The following is a 16,527-nucleotide window of genomic DNA, read 5'->3' as shown; positions in this document are numbered from 1 at the left end:
AGACCACCCATGTCCGAACCGTTCGACCTTGCCAAGGCATATACGGCGAAGCAGGACCACATGCTCACAGGGCTGGGGCTCATGCCGCAGTTCACAGATCATCCCGGCACCAAGGGTGACGCCACCGAGGAGCAATGGGTCAGCGTGCTCCGGGAGTTTCTTCCCCAGCGATACGGGGTCGGGCCAATCTTCGCAATCGACTCCCTCGGGCAACAGAGCGGACAGATCGACATTGCGATCTTCGATCGACAGTACTCGCCCCTTTTTTTCGAGCAGGGCGACGTCCGCTTCGTGCCGGTCGAGAGCTTGTACGCCGTTTGTGAGGTGAAGCCCAGAATGAACAAGGAGAACCTCGACTACGCCCGGGACAAGGTCGCCAGCGTTCGCCGACTTCACCGCACCTCAGCGGAGATCCGGCATGCAGGCGGTACGTATCCAGCTCAGGATCCGGAAGCCAAGCCGATCCTGGGTGTCTTTCTCAGCACGGATCTTGATTGGGGAGATATCCGCGGTGCTGCAGCTGTGGGCTCGATCACCGAGCCTCAGCCCACGGGGCTCGATCTCGGCATTGCTGTCCGAGGAGGCGCCTTCGATCAGACTGACGGGGTCGCGTACTCCCCAGGAGGACAGGAACTGATCTGGTTCGCGACGCGTCTGTATCGCGCACTTTCCCGGCTGGGAACAGCTCTAGCAATCGATCTGGATGCCTATTACGTTCCGCTGCAGTCCCCAGGCAGTTAGGAAGCCGTGCGCTCGGCCGATGCGGCTTCCCGGTCGGCGGCGTAGCGTCGCGCGGCTTCCCACCAGTAGTTGTCACGGATCCGGTAGAGCAGGGTCCGCTCTCCGGGCACGCGTCCGACGAACTCAAGGAAGTGTGCGTCGCGGAGCTTGTGGATCAGTGGGTGGACGATGCTCCCCAACAGTCCAGTCGCTTCGACGATCTGCTTGGGAGAGAAGGTGTCGCCTTCGAGGGCGGCGATCTCTATGACGACAGCGTTCATGTAGCTGTTGCCGAAGAACAGCCGCGACTCCGCTGGTGCGATCGGCTCCACTATCGTCATGCCCCGAGTTTCGCATACGTCACCGACGTCCGGCACGTGCGCGAGGTGATTCCGAGGCGACTTCCTTCCCGGTGTTGTCTATCTGACGTACACAACTTGATTCTGGTCGTTTCGAGAGTACAGTGAATGTGACATTCACTAGAACGTACGTCACGTAGTACGTAATTGACCGATTCGCAAGAGCAACTCGGTATGACGTGTGTTACGTATTCGTGGTGGTTTCGTGCATGGATGCACGCGTGTGTGGGCGCCCATGATGGCGACATGTTCACAAACCGCCGGACCGCAGGGGCTGGTTCGTTTCCGTTGTCGTACCAGGGAGCGTCGGGGCTGTGACCGGGCTGGCGTCGACGGTTCAGATTCGCAGGTCAGACGATCACGTCGATGTCATCGCCTTGAATGATGTTCGTCTTCGTCAGTTCGATACCGCGGTGCCGTGGCGGGAGTTTCGTTGGTACCGCAAGCAGCGACACTTCTCCGGCTCGTACTGGTCGGCGACGATGGAGGCCCCGGTGGGGTACGAGTCGCGGTTGGAGTATGTGAACCTGCTGCTGGCCGACTTCGACCCGCGGGTGGTGTGGATCCTCTCGCAGCCGTTTCTGCTCGACGGCGATGATCGCGGCACGCGCCGCAAGCACGTCCCGGATTACCTGTTCGTCCACGCCGATGAGTCGGGGTGCGTGGTTGATGTGAAGCCGGCTGAGAAGTTGTCACGCCCGAAAGTGCGCGATTCTCTGGGATGGTCGCGGCGCGTGATCGAGGGGCACGGCTGGGAGTACCGGGTGCAATCCGAGCCCGATCCTGTCGTGCTGGCGAACGTGCGGTTCCTCGCCGGGTATAGGCGGCGCTTCCAGTTCCTCGAGTCCGAAGTCGATGGCGCAGCAGAGTTGCTATCCACTCCGGTCACATTCGGCGAAGCGGTGCGAGCTGTCACGGCGATCACTGCCGATCCGCGATTGGCTCGGTCCGTTGTGTTGCACCTGATGTGGACGCGGCGCCTGCACACGGACCTCACCCGCGTGCTCGACATCACCAGCCTCCTGGAGACATGAGTGTCGAGCGCGACGATCCACACACCCGCAGATCAACGAGAAGGGAAACGCGTCCGATGAAGAACACCTGGAAGGTCAGCCCGGGGGCCCAGATTGCCTACGACGGAAAGATGTGCACGGTCGCGGAGATCGGTGATGGCGCCGTCATCGTCCGCACCGCGGATGGGCGCACTCGCCGTCTCCGCATGATCGATGTGCTGCAACCGGAGTCGGAAGGCGGCAGAGTGCACGTGCCAGGCAGGGTGGGCGACGACGAGCAGACGCAACCTTTGATGCTTGTCTGGTCGGACGCAACCCAGTCCGCTCAGGCGGGTGCTCACCATCGGGCGGATCACGTCCGTGAGGTGCTCACGGGATACCGGTCGGGCAGTCGTGAGGTCGCCCGAGAGGGCGAGCCACGACTGGAGTACCACCCGCAACGGCCGCTCCGAGAGCGACAGAAGGCCAAGGCCAAAGAGCTCGACATAGGCCTACGGACCCTGGAGCGATGGGTCTCCCGGTATCGAGACACCGGGGAAGCGGGTCTCATCGATACCCGGATGTCACGGACGGGTGCGGCACTGACAAACTTCGACCCGCGGTGGGTTGACGCCGCGCGAACGATACTCGATGAGCAGGACGATCAGTCCAAGGTGCAGAAGAAGATCATCCTCGCCCGGATCCGCGCACGCATCGAGAGACTTCACGGCCCCGACGTCGTCACATTCCCGTCCACCGCCAGCGCATACCGGGGCTTGGACGAGCTCACCCGCGGACGAGGCACTTTCGCGGGTTCCACGAAGGCAAAGAGATCGATCGCGAACCGGCCCGCCGCTCCCTACGGACGGTTGACCGCGTCACGTCCCGGTGAGTTCGTACTTCTTGACACCACCCCACTGAATGTGTTCGCCGTCGCTCCGGTGACGGGCAAGTGGGTCTGCGCGGACCTCACGGTCGCGATCGATCTCTACTCACGGTGCATTCTCGGGCTGCGCTTGACGCCAGGATCGACCAAGTCCATCGACGTGTCCGGTGTTCTCGTCGAAGCGATGCTGCCGTTCGACCTACCGGGCAGTTGGGATACCGCCGCTCGTGTCCCGTATCACGGCGTGCCTGACACGGTGCTCGTCGACCCCACCCGAACCGATGTCGCCCGTTTCACACGCGCCGGCATCTTGCCCGAGACGATCGTCGTGGACCACGGTCGCCCTTTCCTCTCCGAGCATGTCACCACCGCGTGCGCCCGACTGGGCATATCAATCCAGCCAGCCCGTATCTACCAGCCCACCGACAAGAGCCCGGTGGAGCGCTTCTTTCGCACTCTCGACTCTCTCCTGCAGGAGCTCCCCGGCTACAAGGGTGCGGACGTGTCGGGTCGTGGGGACGATGTTGAGGGTGAGGCGGTGTATACGGTTCCGCAGTTGGAGCAGATCATCCGCGAGTGGATCGCGACGGTCTATCACCTCCGCCCGCATGAGTCGCTCGCCGATCCCAGCCTCCCGGGTGTGAAGTTGAGTCCGGCGCAGAAGTATGACCAGGGGCTCGCTGTCGCGGGTTCGCTGCGGATGCCGACGGACCGGAATGTGCTGTTGGAGCTGCTGCCGGTGGTGAAGCGTCAGTTCAACCACTATGGGGTGGAGATTCACAATCTTCGCTACACGGGGGATTCGGTGGCGAAGTACCGCAACCGGGCCCGGTCGATCCACCGGGACACGGGCACGGAGTGGCCGTTCGTGGTGAACCCGGACGACCTGACGAAGATCTACTTCCACGACCCGGAGGATCACACCTGGCACACCCTGGAGTGGGAGCACAAGGACGCGTTCGACACCCCGTTCAGTTTGGACGCGTTGGAGTATGCGAAGAAGATTGCGATCCGGCAGGGCCGCCCCTCGCAGGTCGATGATGTTGCCGCGCAGTTGCTCGAGGACTGGGGCGCGGGCCGAGGGTTGACACCGTCGGAGCGGCGGATGAGCGCCCGGATGGCGGCCCGCCTGGATGAGAAGAACCCCGATCCGGAAGGGGTGTGGTCGTTGCGGACGGTGCAACGGATGCTGGACGCAGAACTCACGGCCGGGTCGGACCTGGCGACGGAGCTGACCGGCGGGGTGAGGGATCCGAGGACACGGGTCGATGTGCCGGAGACCGGAGATGATGACGACGAGGACGACATCGACGAGCCCACCATCCGTGGCGACTACCGCTTCGAGCCGATGGAGATGCTCCGATGACAACCACCCAGCCCCAGCCGCAGGCGGGAGCACGGCAGCGGAGCCTGTCCACCTACGAGGGGTGGAACGACTTCGCAGAACGCCCAGCCCGGACCCGTCCGGACACCCTCACGCTGAAGCGGCTGGCGGCGCTATCCACGCAGGAGCGTGTCGGGTATGACTTGGCGCGGCGTCAGTGGCACGCGAACATCCTGCTGCGCACCCGACAGGTGCAGGAGATCGAGTTGCAACTCGGCGACATCCTGGACTCGAACCTGCAAGACGCCGACCGGGTGAAGTCAGCGGCGGCGATCGACGCGCCGCCGGCGCTCGGGAAGTCCACGGTGGTGAACAACTTCGGTCGAGTGTTCCACCAGCAGCGGATCGCGGAGGCCGGGGAGTGGCTGGATCAGGACCGGGACGTGCGGCACCTGCCGGTGTGTCATGTGACGTTGACGGGCCGGCCGACGATCAAGGGTCTGCACATGATGATCCTCGGGTTCTACGCCCACCCCGCCACCGCCGGGATCCTGCACCGCTCGATGGCGGGTAGAGATCTTGCCCGGGCAGCCGCGGAGTGCATCGAACGCCACGACACGCGCCTGGTGATCGTTGATGATCTCCACTTCCTGCGGATGAATACCCGTGACGGGGTAGAGGTCGCGAACCAGTTGAAGTGGCTCTCGAATGAATACAACGCCACGTTCCTGTTCGCCGGTGTCGCCCTCCGCAAGCGGGGACTCGTCGGGGAGGGCCAGACCGGCGAAGGCGCAGCAATGGCGCAGACCTTCCGACGGTGGACAGTCCTCAGCCTGGAACCTTTCACCCTCGCCCACAAACGCGGCCGCGATGAATGGGACCGGCTGCTGTTCGGCATCGACCAGGCCCTCGTGCTGACCGACGGGAGAGACGGGATGCTCGTCGACCTCTCGCGGTACCTGTTCGCCCGCACGACCGGGAACATCGGGTCGCTGATGGACCTGATCCGCCGCGGCGCATCGCGCGCAATCCGCACCGGCAGGGAACGCATCGATCGGGAGCTGCTCGATGATATTCGCATCGACGAGGGCGCCGAGACGGAACGTCGTGAGCTGGAGGCGAAGCTGGAACGGCAGCTTCGAAGCCAGAGAGCGGGCCGCCGCCGAAAGACCCAGGGTGGCGAGGTGGCAGCCGCATGACCGGCAAGGCCGCGACGCGTTCCGACGAGGTGCGGGTGCTGCCGTTTCGGGTGCGGCCACTGCCGGATGAGCCGTTCGATTCCTGGCTGGAGAAGATGGCGGCCACCTATGGGGCGACGATGAACGAGATGGCATGCGCGCTCGGTCTCATCGAGCAGGAGAAGGGTTTGGCTGTATCGGCGACCGCGTGGATGGCGGACAAGTGGGCCACAACCCTCACCGAGGAGCAGGCTGCCCGGCTTGAGGCTTCCACGGGCATCCCTGCCGATCAGTTTCACGAGATGACGAGGATGCGCTTCGCCCGTCACGCGATCCGCTATACCCGGCAGGGTCGGATCAGCGCGCAATGCCCGGCTGCAGGGACCGCGGGACGATACTGCCCGGAATGCCTGGTCGATTCGGGTGGACGGTGGCGGATGTCGTGGCAGTTCCCGTTCGGGTTCGCCTGTGCCCGCCACCGCCGCCTTCTCGTGGATCGGTGCCAGACCTGTGATCTTCCTGCCCGACACCGCGCTCACCCGCTCGCACTTGTTCCCGTTCCCGGGCGTTGCCACAATCCCGTGCGGGGTCCGGGGAGGGGTCCGCAGGCCAACCGGTGTCGCGCGGACCTCACCGAGGACCGGACCCGCACGCCGGTGCCGCAGGCGGTGCTGGATGCGCAACGGGCGATGATGCGCATCGTCTCCACCGGTCAGGCGCAGTTCGGGATCTATGCTGATGCACCGCAGCCGGCCGTGCCTGTGTTGGAAGACATTCGGCTACTGTCCCGCACCGCGCGGGACGCAATCGTCGGCGGTCACAGCATCGACGCGAGCCCGCTGGGCCGGGAGCTCATTGGGCTGTTCGAGATGAGCGAGGACTGGACGAGGGCGATCCGGGCGCGACCAGACTCTGCCGTCGGGGCCGCTGTCGGCACCACCCTCGGTCACCGCGCACTGACCAATCCGGCCGCGATCATCTCCCTGCTGCAGGGGCGGCTGGCGCACAGCACGTCGTACACCGCGCACACACCACAACTACAGACCCTGATCGCGGCCGCGCTGGGTCGCCGCCGCCGCCCCACCGTGTTTCTGCAGTCCGCACCGCCGTCGGGCGTCAGCCCGGAAGAGCGAGCACGGAAAGTGCCGGCACAGTTGTGGGGGGACTGGATCGCCCAGTACGCCCCACTGCGGGTCGACAACGAGATCGCCGCGTCCGCGCTGGCAGCAGCGGTCGTGTTTACCGGCACGAGGCTCACACACTCCGCCGCGCTCGCGCTGCTCGATCCGCACGCACCGTCACGGCAGGTGACGCACGTGATGCGTGAGCTGGGCCGCAGCACTCACCACGTGACGACCCTGCACGCGGTCCTCCGCCTGGCAGCTCTATTGGACACGCAAGACGTGCCCATCGACTACGCCCGCCGCCGCCACCTCGACTACACCGATCTCCTGCCCGAATCACAGTGGGGGCAGCTCTGCCGGGACGCGGGCGTGTCCCCAGGGAGCGGACGACGCTGGGAGTTGGCGCGCGCAGCCCTGTACCAAGAACTCTCCGGGAACCCGCTGCGTGCGATGCCTACGGCGTGGCACACGACCAGGGCGAGCCCGCCCGCCGTAGCCCGCTTCGTAGAGGAGCTCCCGCCGGCGGTGCGGGCGGCGCTCGATCAGATCGCCGCAGAGTTCCTCGTCGCCAACGGCATTCAGGAGCCCGTCACCTGGACACCCGAACCCACCCCTCAGCTCCCGGAAGTCGGACCCCAGATCGCGCCGTCGTGGCCGCCCATCCGGCCGGCACGAGCGACAGCGACAGAAGCCATGCCACCAGACCGGCTGACGCAGGTGTACGCGGCGGGAGCTTCCACCTACACGATCGCCGCAGACACGAGGGTGTCTCGGCAGACAGTGGGTCGCATTCTCGCCGACGCGGGCACCCGGACTCGAAGGGGACGACCCCGCACCTTCGACCTCGACCCCCGTTGGCTCCGCGATCACTATGAAACGAAGCACTGGACCATCGCACAGATCGCGCAGCTCGCCGGCTGTAGCGAGATGACCATCAACCGGCATTTGCATAGCGCCGGCATCCCGGTCCGCCCACGCGGGGCGCGCATCAACGGGTCTACCTCGGACGCAGGCAGGCAACGATCTGACCCGCCCGCCCCGCGGGGCCCATCACAGGCTCACGGACTCCGTCGCAGCACTCCCGTCGAGCCATCGACGAATACTCGAATTCCAGACACGCGAAGGACGTCGGCATGACGCAGAAGAAACGAACTTCCAGTCGGCTGCGGCACGACGCGCGGGAACGCGTGAAGGTGACAGGAGAGAAGTACACCACGGCGCTGAAGGCAGTCATGGATGCGGGTTCATCCAGCAGCCGAGCTGGAGGACGAGATCAGGGCGAGGAGCCTGCGGGTCCCGCCGACACGCAACGCGCACCCGACGACACCCGTGACCGGAGCTGAGTCCGGGGTGGGATCTCTGCGATGACGGTCGAGGGCAAGGAATGCGTGGTGTCGGCCGACTCAGGCCGGGAGGACAAGCCGTGGTCGGCACCTCACCTCGCGCCGCTGTTCATTGAACTCACCGCTGACGAGACGGCGCCGGTGTGGGCGCGTCGCGCTGTGACATTCCTCCATCGCTACGCCCGCGAACACGGCCAATCCCCGACCTTCCGGGAAGTATTCCCGGAGCTCGCGTCGCACGATCTCAGCGCCGCGGAGCATCAGGCTGCCTGGACGTCGTCGTCGCCGCGGTACCTGACGATGGTGCACTGGCAGCGTTGTGGATGGATCCGCTTCCGACGAGAACCGCGGACCCTCCGATCCGGCCCCGCGGCAGGCGAACTGTTCATACCGTCGCCCGCGCCGAAAGCGCGTCCGAGGCAGTCCTAAGCCTTGGCGGTGTTCCCGGGGGAGTCGGGGTGGGAAGAGTAGAGCGCGCCGAGGAGTTCCTCCAGCGCGACGCGCAGTTCGTTGTAGCCCATCGTGTAGAACATCGCGTCGGAGTTCGAGGTTTCGGTGGCGTCGAGGTTGGCGAGGAGTTGACGGGCTTCACGGACCGCCACATCGAGCCACGGCTCGACATCCGGTAGGCCCCGGACCCACTCGTCGATGACGGTGAACGGGATGGGCGCGTATGCGTGGGCGTCGACGCCGACGTGGAACTGGTGCCCATTCGGGCCGTGGTCGCGTGCGTGCGTGTGACCGTGCAACAGCGGGATCCCATCGTCCCAGCGGGGCCGGTGCGACGTGTGTCGGTCCGACTCCTGCGAGTCGCCCTTGTACGGGTAGTGGGATGCGAGGATCCGGTAGCCGTGCCGGGTGCCTTCGATGACCTCCGGCAGAATCGTCCACCCGGCCGCCTCGTAGAGCGGCGCGAACCGTTCGATCGCCTTCCTGGACTGTGTCGCTGGTGAGACCCGGTCATGGTTCCCGGGGACGAGGTACCGGTGACCGTTCAGCTGCGCGGTGAGGGTGATCGATTCCTCGATCGGCCCGAGCGCGACATCCCCGAGATGTAGCACCACATCTGTCGGGGCGACCGTCTCGTTCCAGCGGCGGATGAGCTCGGTGTTCATCTCGTTGACGGTGGTGAATGGACGGTCCGCGAGTTCGCTGATCCGGGCGTGGCTGAAGTGGGTGTCCGCGGTGACGTAGTCGACTCGGTCGAAGTCGAACCACGGATACTCACTCACGGCTAACGCTCCTCGCATGTGACGGATGTCTAGCAGAATCTAGCGGTGTCTAGCGTTTCGGTAGACACCGCTAGATGTTCCTAGAGTTCGTCGAGATCGATCCCGAATTTCCGGGCGAGATCGGAGCGCGCCACCTCCGCACTGTCGGCGGGACGCTCCCGGGCGATACGGGCGATTTCCTCGTCTTCCGCCGCATCCTCCGTGGCGGCGACCGCTGCCAGCTCATCGATCAGGACAAGAACGGGTGTGCCGTCGGCGGTCGCGCGGCGGCGGATCTCGGCGGCGGCATGGCCGAGGGTGTACATCCGCTCCCACGGGTGCTCGCCGTGGCGAGCGATGGCCACGGTGTCGCGGGTGTAGCTGCGCTCATCGCCTGGGACGAGCCACCGTTCGGTGCCGTCCGAGGCGAGGAAGAAGTCGACGTAGCAGTTCCCACACGGCATCCGGTAGACCCCGGGCTCGGTGGGGGCAGAGTCGGTGCTACGCGCGATCATGTCGCGGATGATCCGCCCCCAGTCCGTGTTGCCGTCAGAGTGTGACATCGGCCAGACCCTTCGTTTGGCGAACGGAGTAGTCTCTCACACCGGTGAATTTGTGTCCACTGATTGGGTCAGAGCCTGTTCGAGTCGAGTGGTTGCTCTCGCTCAGGAAGTCTCGCCCGTCGTGAGATGCTCGCCTCATGGCATCGCACACTTCAAGCGGCTGAAAGCGGCCCCAGAAGACCTCATCGACATCCAGCGCTGCGTGACGTTCGTCGCGGGCATGGGCCTGGACCCCGTTTGGCCCGAGGCCCAGCAAGGCCTAGCAGCCGGTGGAAGGCCATTTCACTCGACGCGCTGGACCGATCACAACTCAATGGGTAGCCCACCCGAGGCACATGAACGTGCTGCTCAAGGCGCGCCGCCTCGGTGGGACGGCGGACGGCGACTGATATATCGAGCCGTGTCATCGCAGCCGGTGTCTGCAGCATGCAACAGACTGATCTGGCAACCCGGCTTCGCCGGTAATGCACAGCCCCTGGCAGACACAGCGGGCCAAGTGACCACGAGCGGAGAACAGATGGCGAAGATGCGAGTGCACGAGCTCGCCGCCGAACTGGGAGTCGACGCAAAGGCCGTCTTGGTCCGTCTGCGAGAACTTGGTGAGTTCGTCAAGAGCCCGTCTTCATCGATAGAAGCTCCAGTTGCTCGCAAGGTGAGGGCGTCGTTCGGTGCCCGACCCCCTCGACCCGGTTCGCCTCGGCCATCGCCGATGCGACGTGAGCACGTAGACCCGCATGTCGATCGGCCGGGATTCGATCCGACCGCACCATCCACTCGACAGTTCGGCTGGCGATCGGGCGCTGTGGCGGCGCCCCAGCACCCAGACCTGCTGGCAAACGTCGAGCGCGTTCGATACAAGTACCCGGTCCTGCGTGACCACATCGACGCTCTGCGAAGTCTTGGCTCCCAGGTGGTCTACGCGGGGTTCTGCCGTCAGGATGGCTTCAGGGACTGCGCGATCGTCCATGTGCGATTCAGTGGAGCGATCGAGGCCGGGTTTGGGTTTACCCGCGAGGTGATGATCTTCTACAGTCCGCATGAGGATCTCCAGGGCCGGACCTTCCAGGCTGCGGCCCGCGAGCTCGGTGGCGCCGATCGTTCCATCACTCCGGACATCTTCTTCATGTGGTCGCCCGATCGGCGTCTACAGATCAAACTGAACGACTGGTCGCGCCCCGCGAAACTAGCGATCCCGCTCTTGATTGACGACGAAGACGAACTCTCGCTAATTACCCTTCTTCGCGACTACATCTATGCCCGAGACCTCTTCTACATGACGACTCCCGTGTATGGCGCGAGCTTCTTCGGCCGCAGGACACTGCTGCAGTCGATGCGTGACGACGTGTTCAACCAGCGAGTCACAGGCGTCTTCGGACTGCGGAAGTCGGGCAAGACGAGCATCCTCATGCAGCTTAAGGAGGAGTTGCAAGAGGACAAAGTGGTGACCGTCCTCATGGACCTGGAGGCCTTCCCCTCTCCGCCGGAAGACCCCACCGACGACATCGTCAGCGATCTGCGTCGACGACTGATTGCTGAACTCAAAGCTCACAAGCTGCGCACCCAAGAGCTTTCGCAGCTGCAGGAACGCCCGAGCATCCTCGACCTGAAGAACGCTCTCCAGGCGATACTCAAGCATCTCCACAAAGACGGGCATAGGATCCTGCTCCTCCTGGACGAGATCGAGTACTTGACCCCAGCGGATCGCATCGATATCGCTGAAGGCGACATGCCACGCATTGCGCAGCTGCTATCGGCCCTCAGGAGCATCGTGCAGGAGTCTGAGAACTTCACCTTCGTGCTGTCCGGCCTTACAAGCGCCATCGTTGAAGGTGGACGACTGTATGGTCGACCGAATCCCCTCTTCTCTTGGGCGAAGGCCGTGTACGTGAAGCCGCTGGAGCGAGAAGAGGCGGACGATCTCGCGAGCACCGTCGGCGGCAAGATGGGCATCCAGATCGAACCTGGTGCGCTCGAGGCACTCCACGAGGCGTCCGGTGGTCACGCCTATCTGTATCGAAATCTGAGCTCAGCCGTCGTGCAGCACCTTCCGACCGACGTCTTCCAACGTACGATGACTCGCGCTTCCGTGCTCACAGAACTTGATGATTGGAAGAGTCGCGTCCAAGGCAACATTGAGGAGATGGTCCAACACGTCAAGCGCTACTACGCGAACGAGGCCGTCATGCTGGACGTGCTGATGGACAGTGCAGCCGACTTCAAGGAACTCGCATCCAGCGAGCACGTCGCAGTTCGTCGACTGAAGGACCTGGGTCTGATTCACGAACAGGACGGCGAGTTCGAAGTCAGCGTGATCCTGGAGCTCGTATGAGCGCGACCGACTACTCCGACTGGATACTGGGCGTTCACCGAAAAGCGGAGCAACTCCGCGTCGTGTTCCTGCAGCTGGGCTCGAGCAACGAGCCAGCCCGCCGCGCTCTGGGGGCTTCGCAGGTGAACGTGACGCGCGTCCGGGACTACTTGCAGCCAGATGGCCCACTTACCACCGGAACAGTCGTGATCGACGGGATGGAGTCGCTCACGATGCAGAGTGAGGCCACTCAGATGGGTGCGCTACGCGAGCGCGTCTTCAGCGACGTCGAGGCCGGCGGCAGGGTCATCCTCCTCTCCCGGGCGCCTCGGATTGCTTTCCCTCCAGTGGTCGGGAGTTCGCTCCTTGACGACGCCAGCCTGGCGCATGCTCCGGTCGTCAAGAGCACAGGCGCTCACGAGTGGCCAACGTGCGTTGAAGACGGCGCCTCCCCGGCCGACGTACTGTGCCGGGCGCTGACAGAACTCGGTATGGACCTGGCTGCGTCTCTCGATCGTGTCGTGTACGAGAGCCTGCTGATTGGCCAGAGCGCGCTGGGCCTGCTCAACGCGAGGGAGCTTGAGGCGCTGGATGGTTCCAGCCTTACAGCGCCCGACGGTGCGACTCGGACATGGAATTTTCCGAAGCATCTCGGACCGCTCAAGAAGGCGCTCGACGAGGTTCTCGCGGATGCCCTCGATCCTCAGCAGCAGCTTGCCGAGGTGAGTTCGGGACTCTGGAAGATCGAGCGGATCATCCGACGCGAAGTGCGTCGGCGCGCAATCGCCGCATGGGCGGAGAACTGGCGCACGCAGTGCCTGAACGGCGACCTTCCGGAAAAAGTGCTCGAGCGAGCGAGCGAATCGGCATACATGGGCGCCACGTCGGTCAAGCAATTGCGCGACCCTCTCGAATGGCTCTCACTCGGGGAGTTGCTCCAACTAAAGGACCGTTCCCAGATCGGCGACTTGGGGTTGAGCGCCGCTCACTGGCGACAGTTCAGCGCGCAGATCATGCCGATTCGGAATCGTCTGGCACACATGCGCAGTCTTCGGCCCGAGGACGCCGCCGACGTCGTCAAATGGCAGCGAGTGCTCGAAATGCGATTCCCCACAAATTGAGACGAGCGCACTGCGAGGAGCGTACGCCCGATCAGTAGGCTCATCTCGGTAGCGGGTGAGGAGATTCGAATGGCGGAGAGCACCACTGCCGATCTGGACGTCAACAGGTCCGACCGGCGACTCGGGCGCGCTGTGACGCGGGTTCATCAAGCCTCGCGCACAATCGACCCGGCTCTGAGACCCAGACTCGAGTCACTACTTCACGCAGGCGAAGCGATGGACTTCGTCGCCCGCATCCATGGATTCTCCGACCCCTTGAGTGCATCCGCCCTCGAGTCTTTCGCCGTCCAGGCAGGAATTGGAAGGCAATCACTTCACTCGACCGTGCTGCCGGCGCTGAAGGCTGCCAATGTTGCAGACTTCGCGCTGGACACACAAGGCGTTGTAATCGAGGTGCAGGAGTTTCTGGGCGTAACCGGGAACCTCATCGAACAGTCCTACCGCGTTCTACAGCAGCTCAACCCGACCATCGATGAGATCGTAACGCTGCACTCGATCGAAGTCGCATCGTTCGCCCCGTTGACGACCACCCAACATCTCGACCAACTCCACCGACGAGGATTCAACGACCAAGTCAGCGAAACCGGTCTGAACCTTGCACTGGCGACAGGCCTTACAAAGCGCGTCAACTCCGTCGATCTCGCCGAGGACGTAATTTATAGCCCTTACGTGTGGGAGTCAGGACAGATTGAGATCGCGTCGTTCCTCCGTGGCCTTCCCCCGGGCGAGCGCGACGCGCTTCTCGGCATATGTGAACAGGCAGCGCAACACCCCGGCCTCGCACTTCCACTCCTCGCGCAACCGACCCCCGGCGTGTTCGGCGCAGCACAGAAGGTCGGACTCGTCCAGGCCGCCACCGTCAAGTCGACGGGAGGATCCGGAGCGCAGACATATGTCTTTTCACCTACTCTCGAGTCGGAGGACGACCGGCTCACAACCACCGAGGCGCTGAATCAGCGCAAGCTTTTTGTCGCCCACATGCTCTTCGGGCATGAACGAGCGGAACGTAGCGGCGGTCGAATACACGATCCTGTGGTCCTCGTGCGGGCGCTCCTAAACCGCGGGAGCGTTGGGCCTGCGAGCAACATCAGCACCGACTACCACCTGCTTGAGGCGCACGGCATCGTTCGCGTCCGTGAAACGGACCACGGCCGGGCATACCTCGAACTTGTGAAGGAGGAGATCGTCGAAGGCGGGCTCGCGTGGCTTCAGAACTCATCAACGTCCGCAGGAACGACGGACCCGACGGTGAACCTCCTCCGAGCTCCAGGCGAGTTCACCAACCCAGAGCAAACACGTGCGGGCGCGGGCGACCTCGGAGCCGCTGACGAGATCGCGAGATCAGCGATCCTCGAGCTGAGAAAGGAACTGCAACGTGCCACCCGTCAAGACCGACCCGCTAACCCCCGGTGATCGACTCGAATGCCGCGTAGGCCAAGTGTGGTTCTGGGAGGGGTACTTCACTCGGGTAGGCATCGACCTCATCAGCTACTACGGCGCGGAACTCATCCAAGTCACCGACCTGGATCTACTCGCCATCGGGCTTGGTCCCGGGCTCGAGAGTCACCGGACCATTGGCGAGTCCAAGAGCGGGACGGGGAAGAGCGCGCCGAAACCACTCGACCGTATTGTGTGGCTACGCGGACTGCAAGAGTTGGTAGGCGCAGAGCGAGCGGAACTGACTGTTGCCTCGAGCGTGACGCCCAGAACCCGGGAGCTGGGCCGCCATTCCCGCGTCAGCGTCGAATCGATCAACGACCTCCAGGCGCGAGAGGCCGCACTTAATCTCTCGAAACTCACAGATCTTGGGGCCCACGGACCCAACGCCCTGCTTCTGCGGCGCACAGTCAAAGTAGTCAGCAAGGACGATCCCACGCTCGGACCTGCGTTCAAGTTCCTCACTTCCACCGTGTGGTTTCTAGATCCGTTCGCTGCACTGAAGCAGAGCCTGGGTCTACTTGAGACGCTTTGCCAGCGCTGGACGCCCGGCGTCAAGGATGACGAACAGCTCGCGGTACGGTGGCTCATTTCAGAGACCCTCAGTATCTGGGTACTCAACCTCGTAACGATCGTGGGATTTGTCCGCCCGATGGATCCGAGTGCATTCACAAGTTTTCTTCGCGAACGCCTCGCAGACGGAGTTGTGCCCGCTCAGCGCATGCGCCAGTTGTCGCGCGACTTCGACAAGTTCATCAGTGGACTGCTCGCGGCGGCGAAGGCCTCGCCCGAGGTGCGGACTGAGGCCATGGGCGCGTTTGAGCCCTCACCGCCGGAGTGGGCTGACTCTGCTGCAGAACTCGCAATCCGGCTAGGCCGTCAGCCCGCGCTCCGAGACTTGCCTCGACAGTTTGATCTCGTCGTTCACGAGCGGCTAGCTCGTGGGCGAGACATCTCAGAAGCTGCGGGGGCTCAGCTTCGACTCAATGATCCGGCGGCAAGATCAAGCGTGAGCCTCATTGCAGCGTTCCTGCGAAGCTTTGGCTCTCTGAAGGACGACATCAGCGAGCTTCTAATCGCAGGGTTCGGTAAGCCGGCGCAGGCGCCGCCCGAGCCTGCACCCCAGCAAGAGATCGAAGCGACTGCTCTCACACTGCCCGGCCTCGACGCCGCTGACAGCGTTGCCGAGGACTGACTGGCGTGGGGCTGTAGGGATTCGCCATTCCCCACGGAATCCTGAGCCTTCGGCCACTGCCAACTACCGGGGATTCCCGGCATCCTCGGCCATTTCCAACGGGAACCTACACGTCGTCGAGGTCGTCGTTGCAGTGAGCTTCCGATGGTCGGCGACATGCGCGGGTTCGTCGCGGGGGCCTTCGATCTCGAACCCGCAGACACCGCAGCTATGCAGCCCGATGCCGTCGACGTCGTCCGAGGGGATGTACATCGTGGTGGGCTCTTCGCACATCAAGCAGCGCATGGTGTCTCCGTTCGTGATTGTCAGGTGATCGGTTGGACGGTGGCGGAGTATCCGCGGTGGGAGCCCCAGGCCGCGGCGATGCGGTCGGCAATGTCGCGGTCCTCGCCGAGGTATGGCCGGTATCTCTTGCCGCCAGGGTCGGTGATCACGACCTGGACGACGCCGGCGGGCTCGCGCACGGTGACCCTGGCGGCGGGGATCGGATATGCCTGGACGCGACCGGCGATGATGAAAGTCGGGTACAGGTCGCGTGCGAGCTCCGGGGCACGGAACACGTCGTGAACCCACGCCGTGATGGCGAGCGCGCCGGCGGGGCTGAACCCGATGAGGCGGGCGGGGAGTTGCTCGAGCCCGGCGCGGACGAAGTAGTGCTCGTCGACGAGGATCGGCGTCGGCGGGAGCAGGGTTTGCTCGTCGTGGGCGGGGTAGATGGTGAGGCTGGTGCGGCTGTTCATGAGGCGCTCGTTCATGCGGTGCGGCG

Annotated in this window: 15 protein-coding genes and 1 pseudogene; 12 read left to right on the top strand and 4 right to left on the bottom strand. The window is 64.1% G+C overall.

The genetic code is table 11. From position 1 onward, the window contains the following. Positions 1-9: 9 nt before the first annotated feature. Positions 10-741, top strand: a complete 732-nt coding sequence (locus ACU6WY_RS14915) for a DUF6602 domain-containing protein (protein WP_005054591.1) — start codon at positions 10-12, stop codon at positions 739-741. On the opposite strand, the gene ACU6WY_RS14910 is transcribed toward ACU6WY_RS14915, so the two are convergent. Next, positions 738-1,061, bottom strand: coding sequence for a hypothetical protein (locus ACU6WY_RS14910; RefSeq protein ID WP_005054589.1), 324 nt, complete (start codon positions 1,059-1,061; stop codon positions 738-740). The two genes, ACU6WY_RS14915 and ACU6WY_RS14910, sit on opposite strands and share 4 nt — an antisense overlap. A gap of 332 nt (positions 1,062-1,393) precedes the next feature. On the opposite strand from ACU6WY_RS14910, the gene ACU6WY_RS14905 reads away from it, so the two are divergent. The 6 genes from ACU6WY_RS14905 to ACU6WY_RS14880 are packed head-to-tail and all read left to right on the top strand — an operon-like array spanning position 1,394 to position 8,355. Further along, positions 1,394-2,113, top strand: coding sequence for a TnsA-like heteromeric transposase endonuclease subunit (locus ACU6WY_RS14905; protein WP_005055286.1), 720 nt, complete (start codon positions 1,394-1,396; stop codon positions 2,111-2,113). A 56-nt stretch (positions 2,114-2,169) separates the two neighbouring features. Further along, on the top strand, positions 2,170-4,323 hold the full coding sequence (locus tag ACU6WY_RS14900; RefSeq protein WP_005055284.1) for a DDE-type integrase/transposase/recombinase: 2,154 nt from the start codon (positions 2,170-2,172) through the stop codon (positions 4,321-4,323). Continuing rightward, positions 4,320-5,480 carry an AAA family ATPase gene (locus ACU6WY_RS14895; RefSeq protein WP_005055282.1) on the top strand — a complete coding sequence of 387 codons (1,161 nt, stop codon included), beginning with the start codon at positions 4,320-4,322 and terminating at the stop codon, positions 5,478-5,480. Before ACU6WY_RS14900 ends, ACU6WY_RS14895 begins: the two co-directional genes overlap by 4 nt. Next, complete coding sequence (locus tag ACU6WY_RS14890) at positions 5,477-7,720, top strand: TniQ family protein (protein WP_101305218.1); 2,244 nt, start codon at positions 5,477-5,479, stop codon at positions 7,718-7,720. Before ACU6WY_RS14895 ends, ACU6WY_RS14890 begins: the two co-directional genes overlap by 4 nt. Next, a complete protein-coding gene (locus tag ACU6WY_RS14885) occupies positions 7,717-7,926 on the top strand; it encodes a hypothetical protein (protein WP_133177970.1) in 210 nt (69 codons plus the stop codon). Before ACU6WY_RS14890 ends, ACU6WY_RS14885 begins: the two co-directional genes overlap by 4 nt. A 21-nt stretch (positions 7,927-7,947) precedes the next feature. Next, positions 7,948-8,355, top strand: coding sequence for a hypothetical protein (locus tag ACU6WY_RS14880; protein ID WP_043341843.1), 408 nt, complete (start codon positions 7,948-7,950; stop codon positions 8,353-8,355). On the opposite strand, the gene ACU6WY_RS14875 is transcribed toward ACU6WY_RS14880, so the two are convergent. Next, complete coding sequence (locus ACU6WY_RS14875) at positions 8,352-9,158, bottom strand: metallophosphoesterase (RefSeq protein WP_005054963.1); 807 nt, start codon at positions 9,156-9,158, stop codon at positions 8,352-8,354. The genes ACU6WY_RS14880 and ACU6WY_RS14875 overlap by 4 nt on opposite strands. Before the next feature lie 80 nt (positions 9,159-9,238). Continuing rightward, positions 9,239-9,700 carry a hypothetical protein gene (locus tag ACU6WY_RS14870; protein ID WP_005054965.1) on the bottom strand — a complete coding sequence of 154 codons (462 nt, stop codon included), beginning with the start codon at positions 9,698-9,700 and terminating at the stop codon, positions 9,239-9,241. Between the two features lie 517 nt (positions 9,701-10,217). Between ACU6WY_RS14870 and ACU6WY_RS14865 the strand changes: the two are divergent. The 5 genes and pseudogenes from ACU6WY_RS14865 to ACU6WY_RS14845 all read left to right on the top strand — a co-directional run. Then, a pseudogene (locus ACU6WY_RS14865) lies at positions 10,218-10,367 on the top strand (translation initiation factor IF-2 N-terminal domain-containing protein); the annotation flags it as partial. Positions 10,368-10,409: 42 nt separating this feature from the next. Next, positions 10,410-12,029 (top strand): AAA family ATPase, encoded by a 1,620-nt coding sequence (locus ACU6WY_RS14860; RefSeq protein WP_230007221.1) that lies wholly within the window; start codon positions 10,410-10,412, stop codon positions 12,027-12,029. Then, positions 12,026-13,129, top strand: a complete 1,104-nt coding sequence (locus ACU6WY_RS14855) for a hypothetical protein (RefSeq protein WP_005054969.1) — start codon at positions 12,026-12,028, stop codon at positions 13,127-13,129. Before ACU6WY_RS14860 ends, ACU6WY_RS14855 begins: the two co-directional genes overlap by 4 nt. 216 nt (positions 13,130-13,345) lie before the next feature. After that, positions 13,346-14,542, top strand: a complete 1,197-nt coding sequence (locus ACU6WY_RS14850) for a hypothetical protein (RefSeq protein WP_165801300.1) — start codon at positions 13,346-13,348, stop codon at positions 14,540-14,542. Then, positions 14,505-15,761, top strand: coding sequence for a hypothetical protein (locus tag ACU6WY_RS14845; RefSeq protein ID WP_005054973.1), 1,257 nt, complete (start codon positions 14,505-14,507; stop codon positions 15,759-15,761). The genes ACU6WY_RS14850 and ACU6WY_RS14845 overlap by 38 nt, the downstream gene beginning before the upstream one ends. A gap of 305 nt (positions 15,762-16,066) precedes the next feature. On the opposite strand, the gene ACU6WY_RS14840 is transcribed toward ACU6WY_RS14845, so the two are convergent. Beyond that, on the bottom strand, positions 16,067-16,501 hold the full coding sequence (locus tag ACU6WY_RS14840) for a hypothetical protein (RefSeq protein WP_483820396.1): 435 nt from the start codon (positions 16,499-16,501) through the stop codon (positions 16,067-16,069). Positions 16,502-16,527 lie beyond the last annotated feature (26 nt).

This window comes from Microbacterium sp. ZW3a (assembly GCF_057167165.1).
Note: the sequence above shows the minus strand (reverse complement) of the source record. Positions and strands in the feature narration are given on the sequence as shown.

What these genes read in the sequence shown, in the direction of transcription:
- ACU6WY_RS14915 (WP_005054591.1), top strand. Translation starts at nt 10, where the DNA reads ATGTCCGAACCGTTCGACCTTGCCAAGGCATATACGGCGAAGCAGGAC.
- ACU6WY_RS14910 (WP_005054589.1), bottom strand. Translation starts at nt 1,061, where the DNA reads ATGACGATAGTGGAGCCGATCGCACCAGCGGAGTCGCGGCTGTTCTTC.
- ACU6WY_RS14900 (WP_005055284.1), top strand. Translation starts at nt 2,170, where the DNA reads ATGAAGAACACCTGGAAGGTCAGCCCGGGGGCCCAGATTGCCTACGAC.
- ACU6WY_RS14895 (WP_005055282.1), top strand. Translation starts at nt 4,320, where the DNA reads ATGACAACCACCCAGCCCCAGCCGCAGGCGGGAGCACGGCAGCGGAGC.
- ACU6WY_RS14890 (WP_101305218.1), top strand. Translation starts at nt 5,477, where the DNA reads ATGACCGGCAAGGCCGCGACGCGTTCCGACGAGGTGCGGGTGCTGCCG.
- ACU6WY_RS14885 (WP_133177970.1), top strand. Translation starts at nt 7,717, where the DNA reads ATGACGCAGAAGAAACGAACTTCCAGTCGGCTGCGGCACGACGCGCGG.
- ACU6WY_RS14880 (WP_043341843.1), top strand. Translation starts at nt 7,948, where the DNA reads ATGACGGTCGAGGGCAAGGAATGCGTGGTGTCGGCCGACTCAGGCCGG.
- ACU6WY_RS14870 (WP_005054965.1), bottom strand. Translation starts at nt 9,700, where the DNA reads ATGTCACACTCTGACGGCAACACGGACTGGGGGCGGATCATCCGCGAC.
- ACU6WY_RS14860 (WP_230007221.1), top strand. Translation starts at nt 10,410, where the DNA reads ATGCGACGTGAGCACGTAGACCCGCATGTCGATCGGCCGGGATTCGAT.
- ACU6WY_RS14855 (WP_005054969.1), top strand. Translation starts at nt 12,026, where the DNA reads ATGAGCGCGACCGACTACTCCGACTGGATACTGGGCGTTCACCGAAAA.
- ACU6WY_RS14850 (WP_165801300.1), top strand. Translation starts at nt 13,346, where the DNA reads ATGGACTTCGTCGCCCGCATCCATGGATTCTCCGACCCCTTGAGTGCA.
- ACU6WY_RS14840 (WP_483820396.1), bottom strand. Translation starts at nt 16,501, where the DNA reads ATGAACAGCCGCACCAGCCTCACCATCTACCCCGCCCACGACGAGCAA.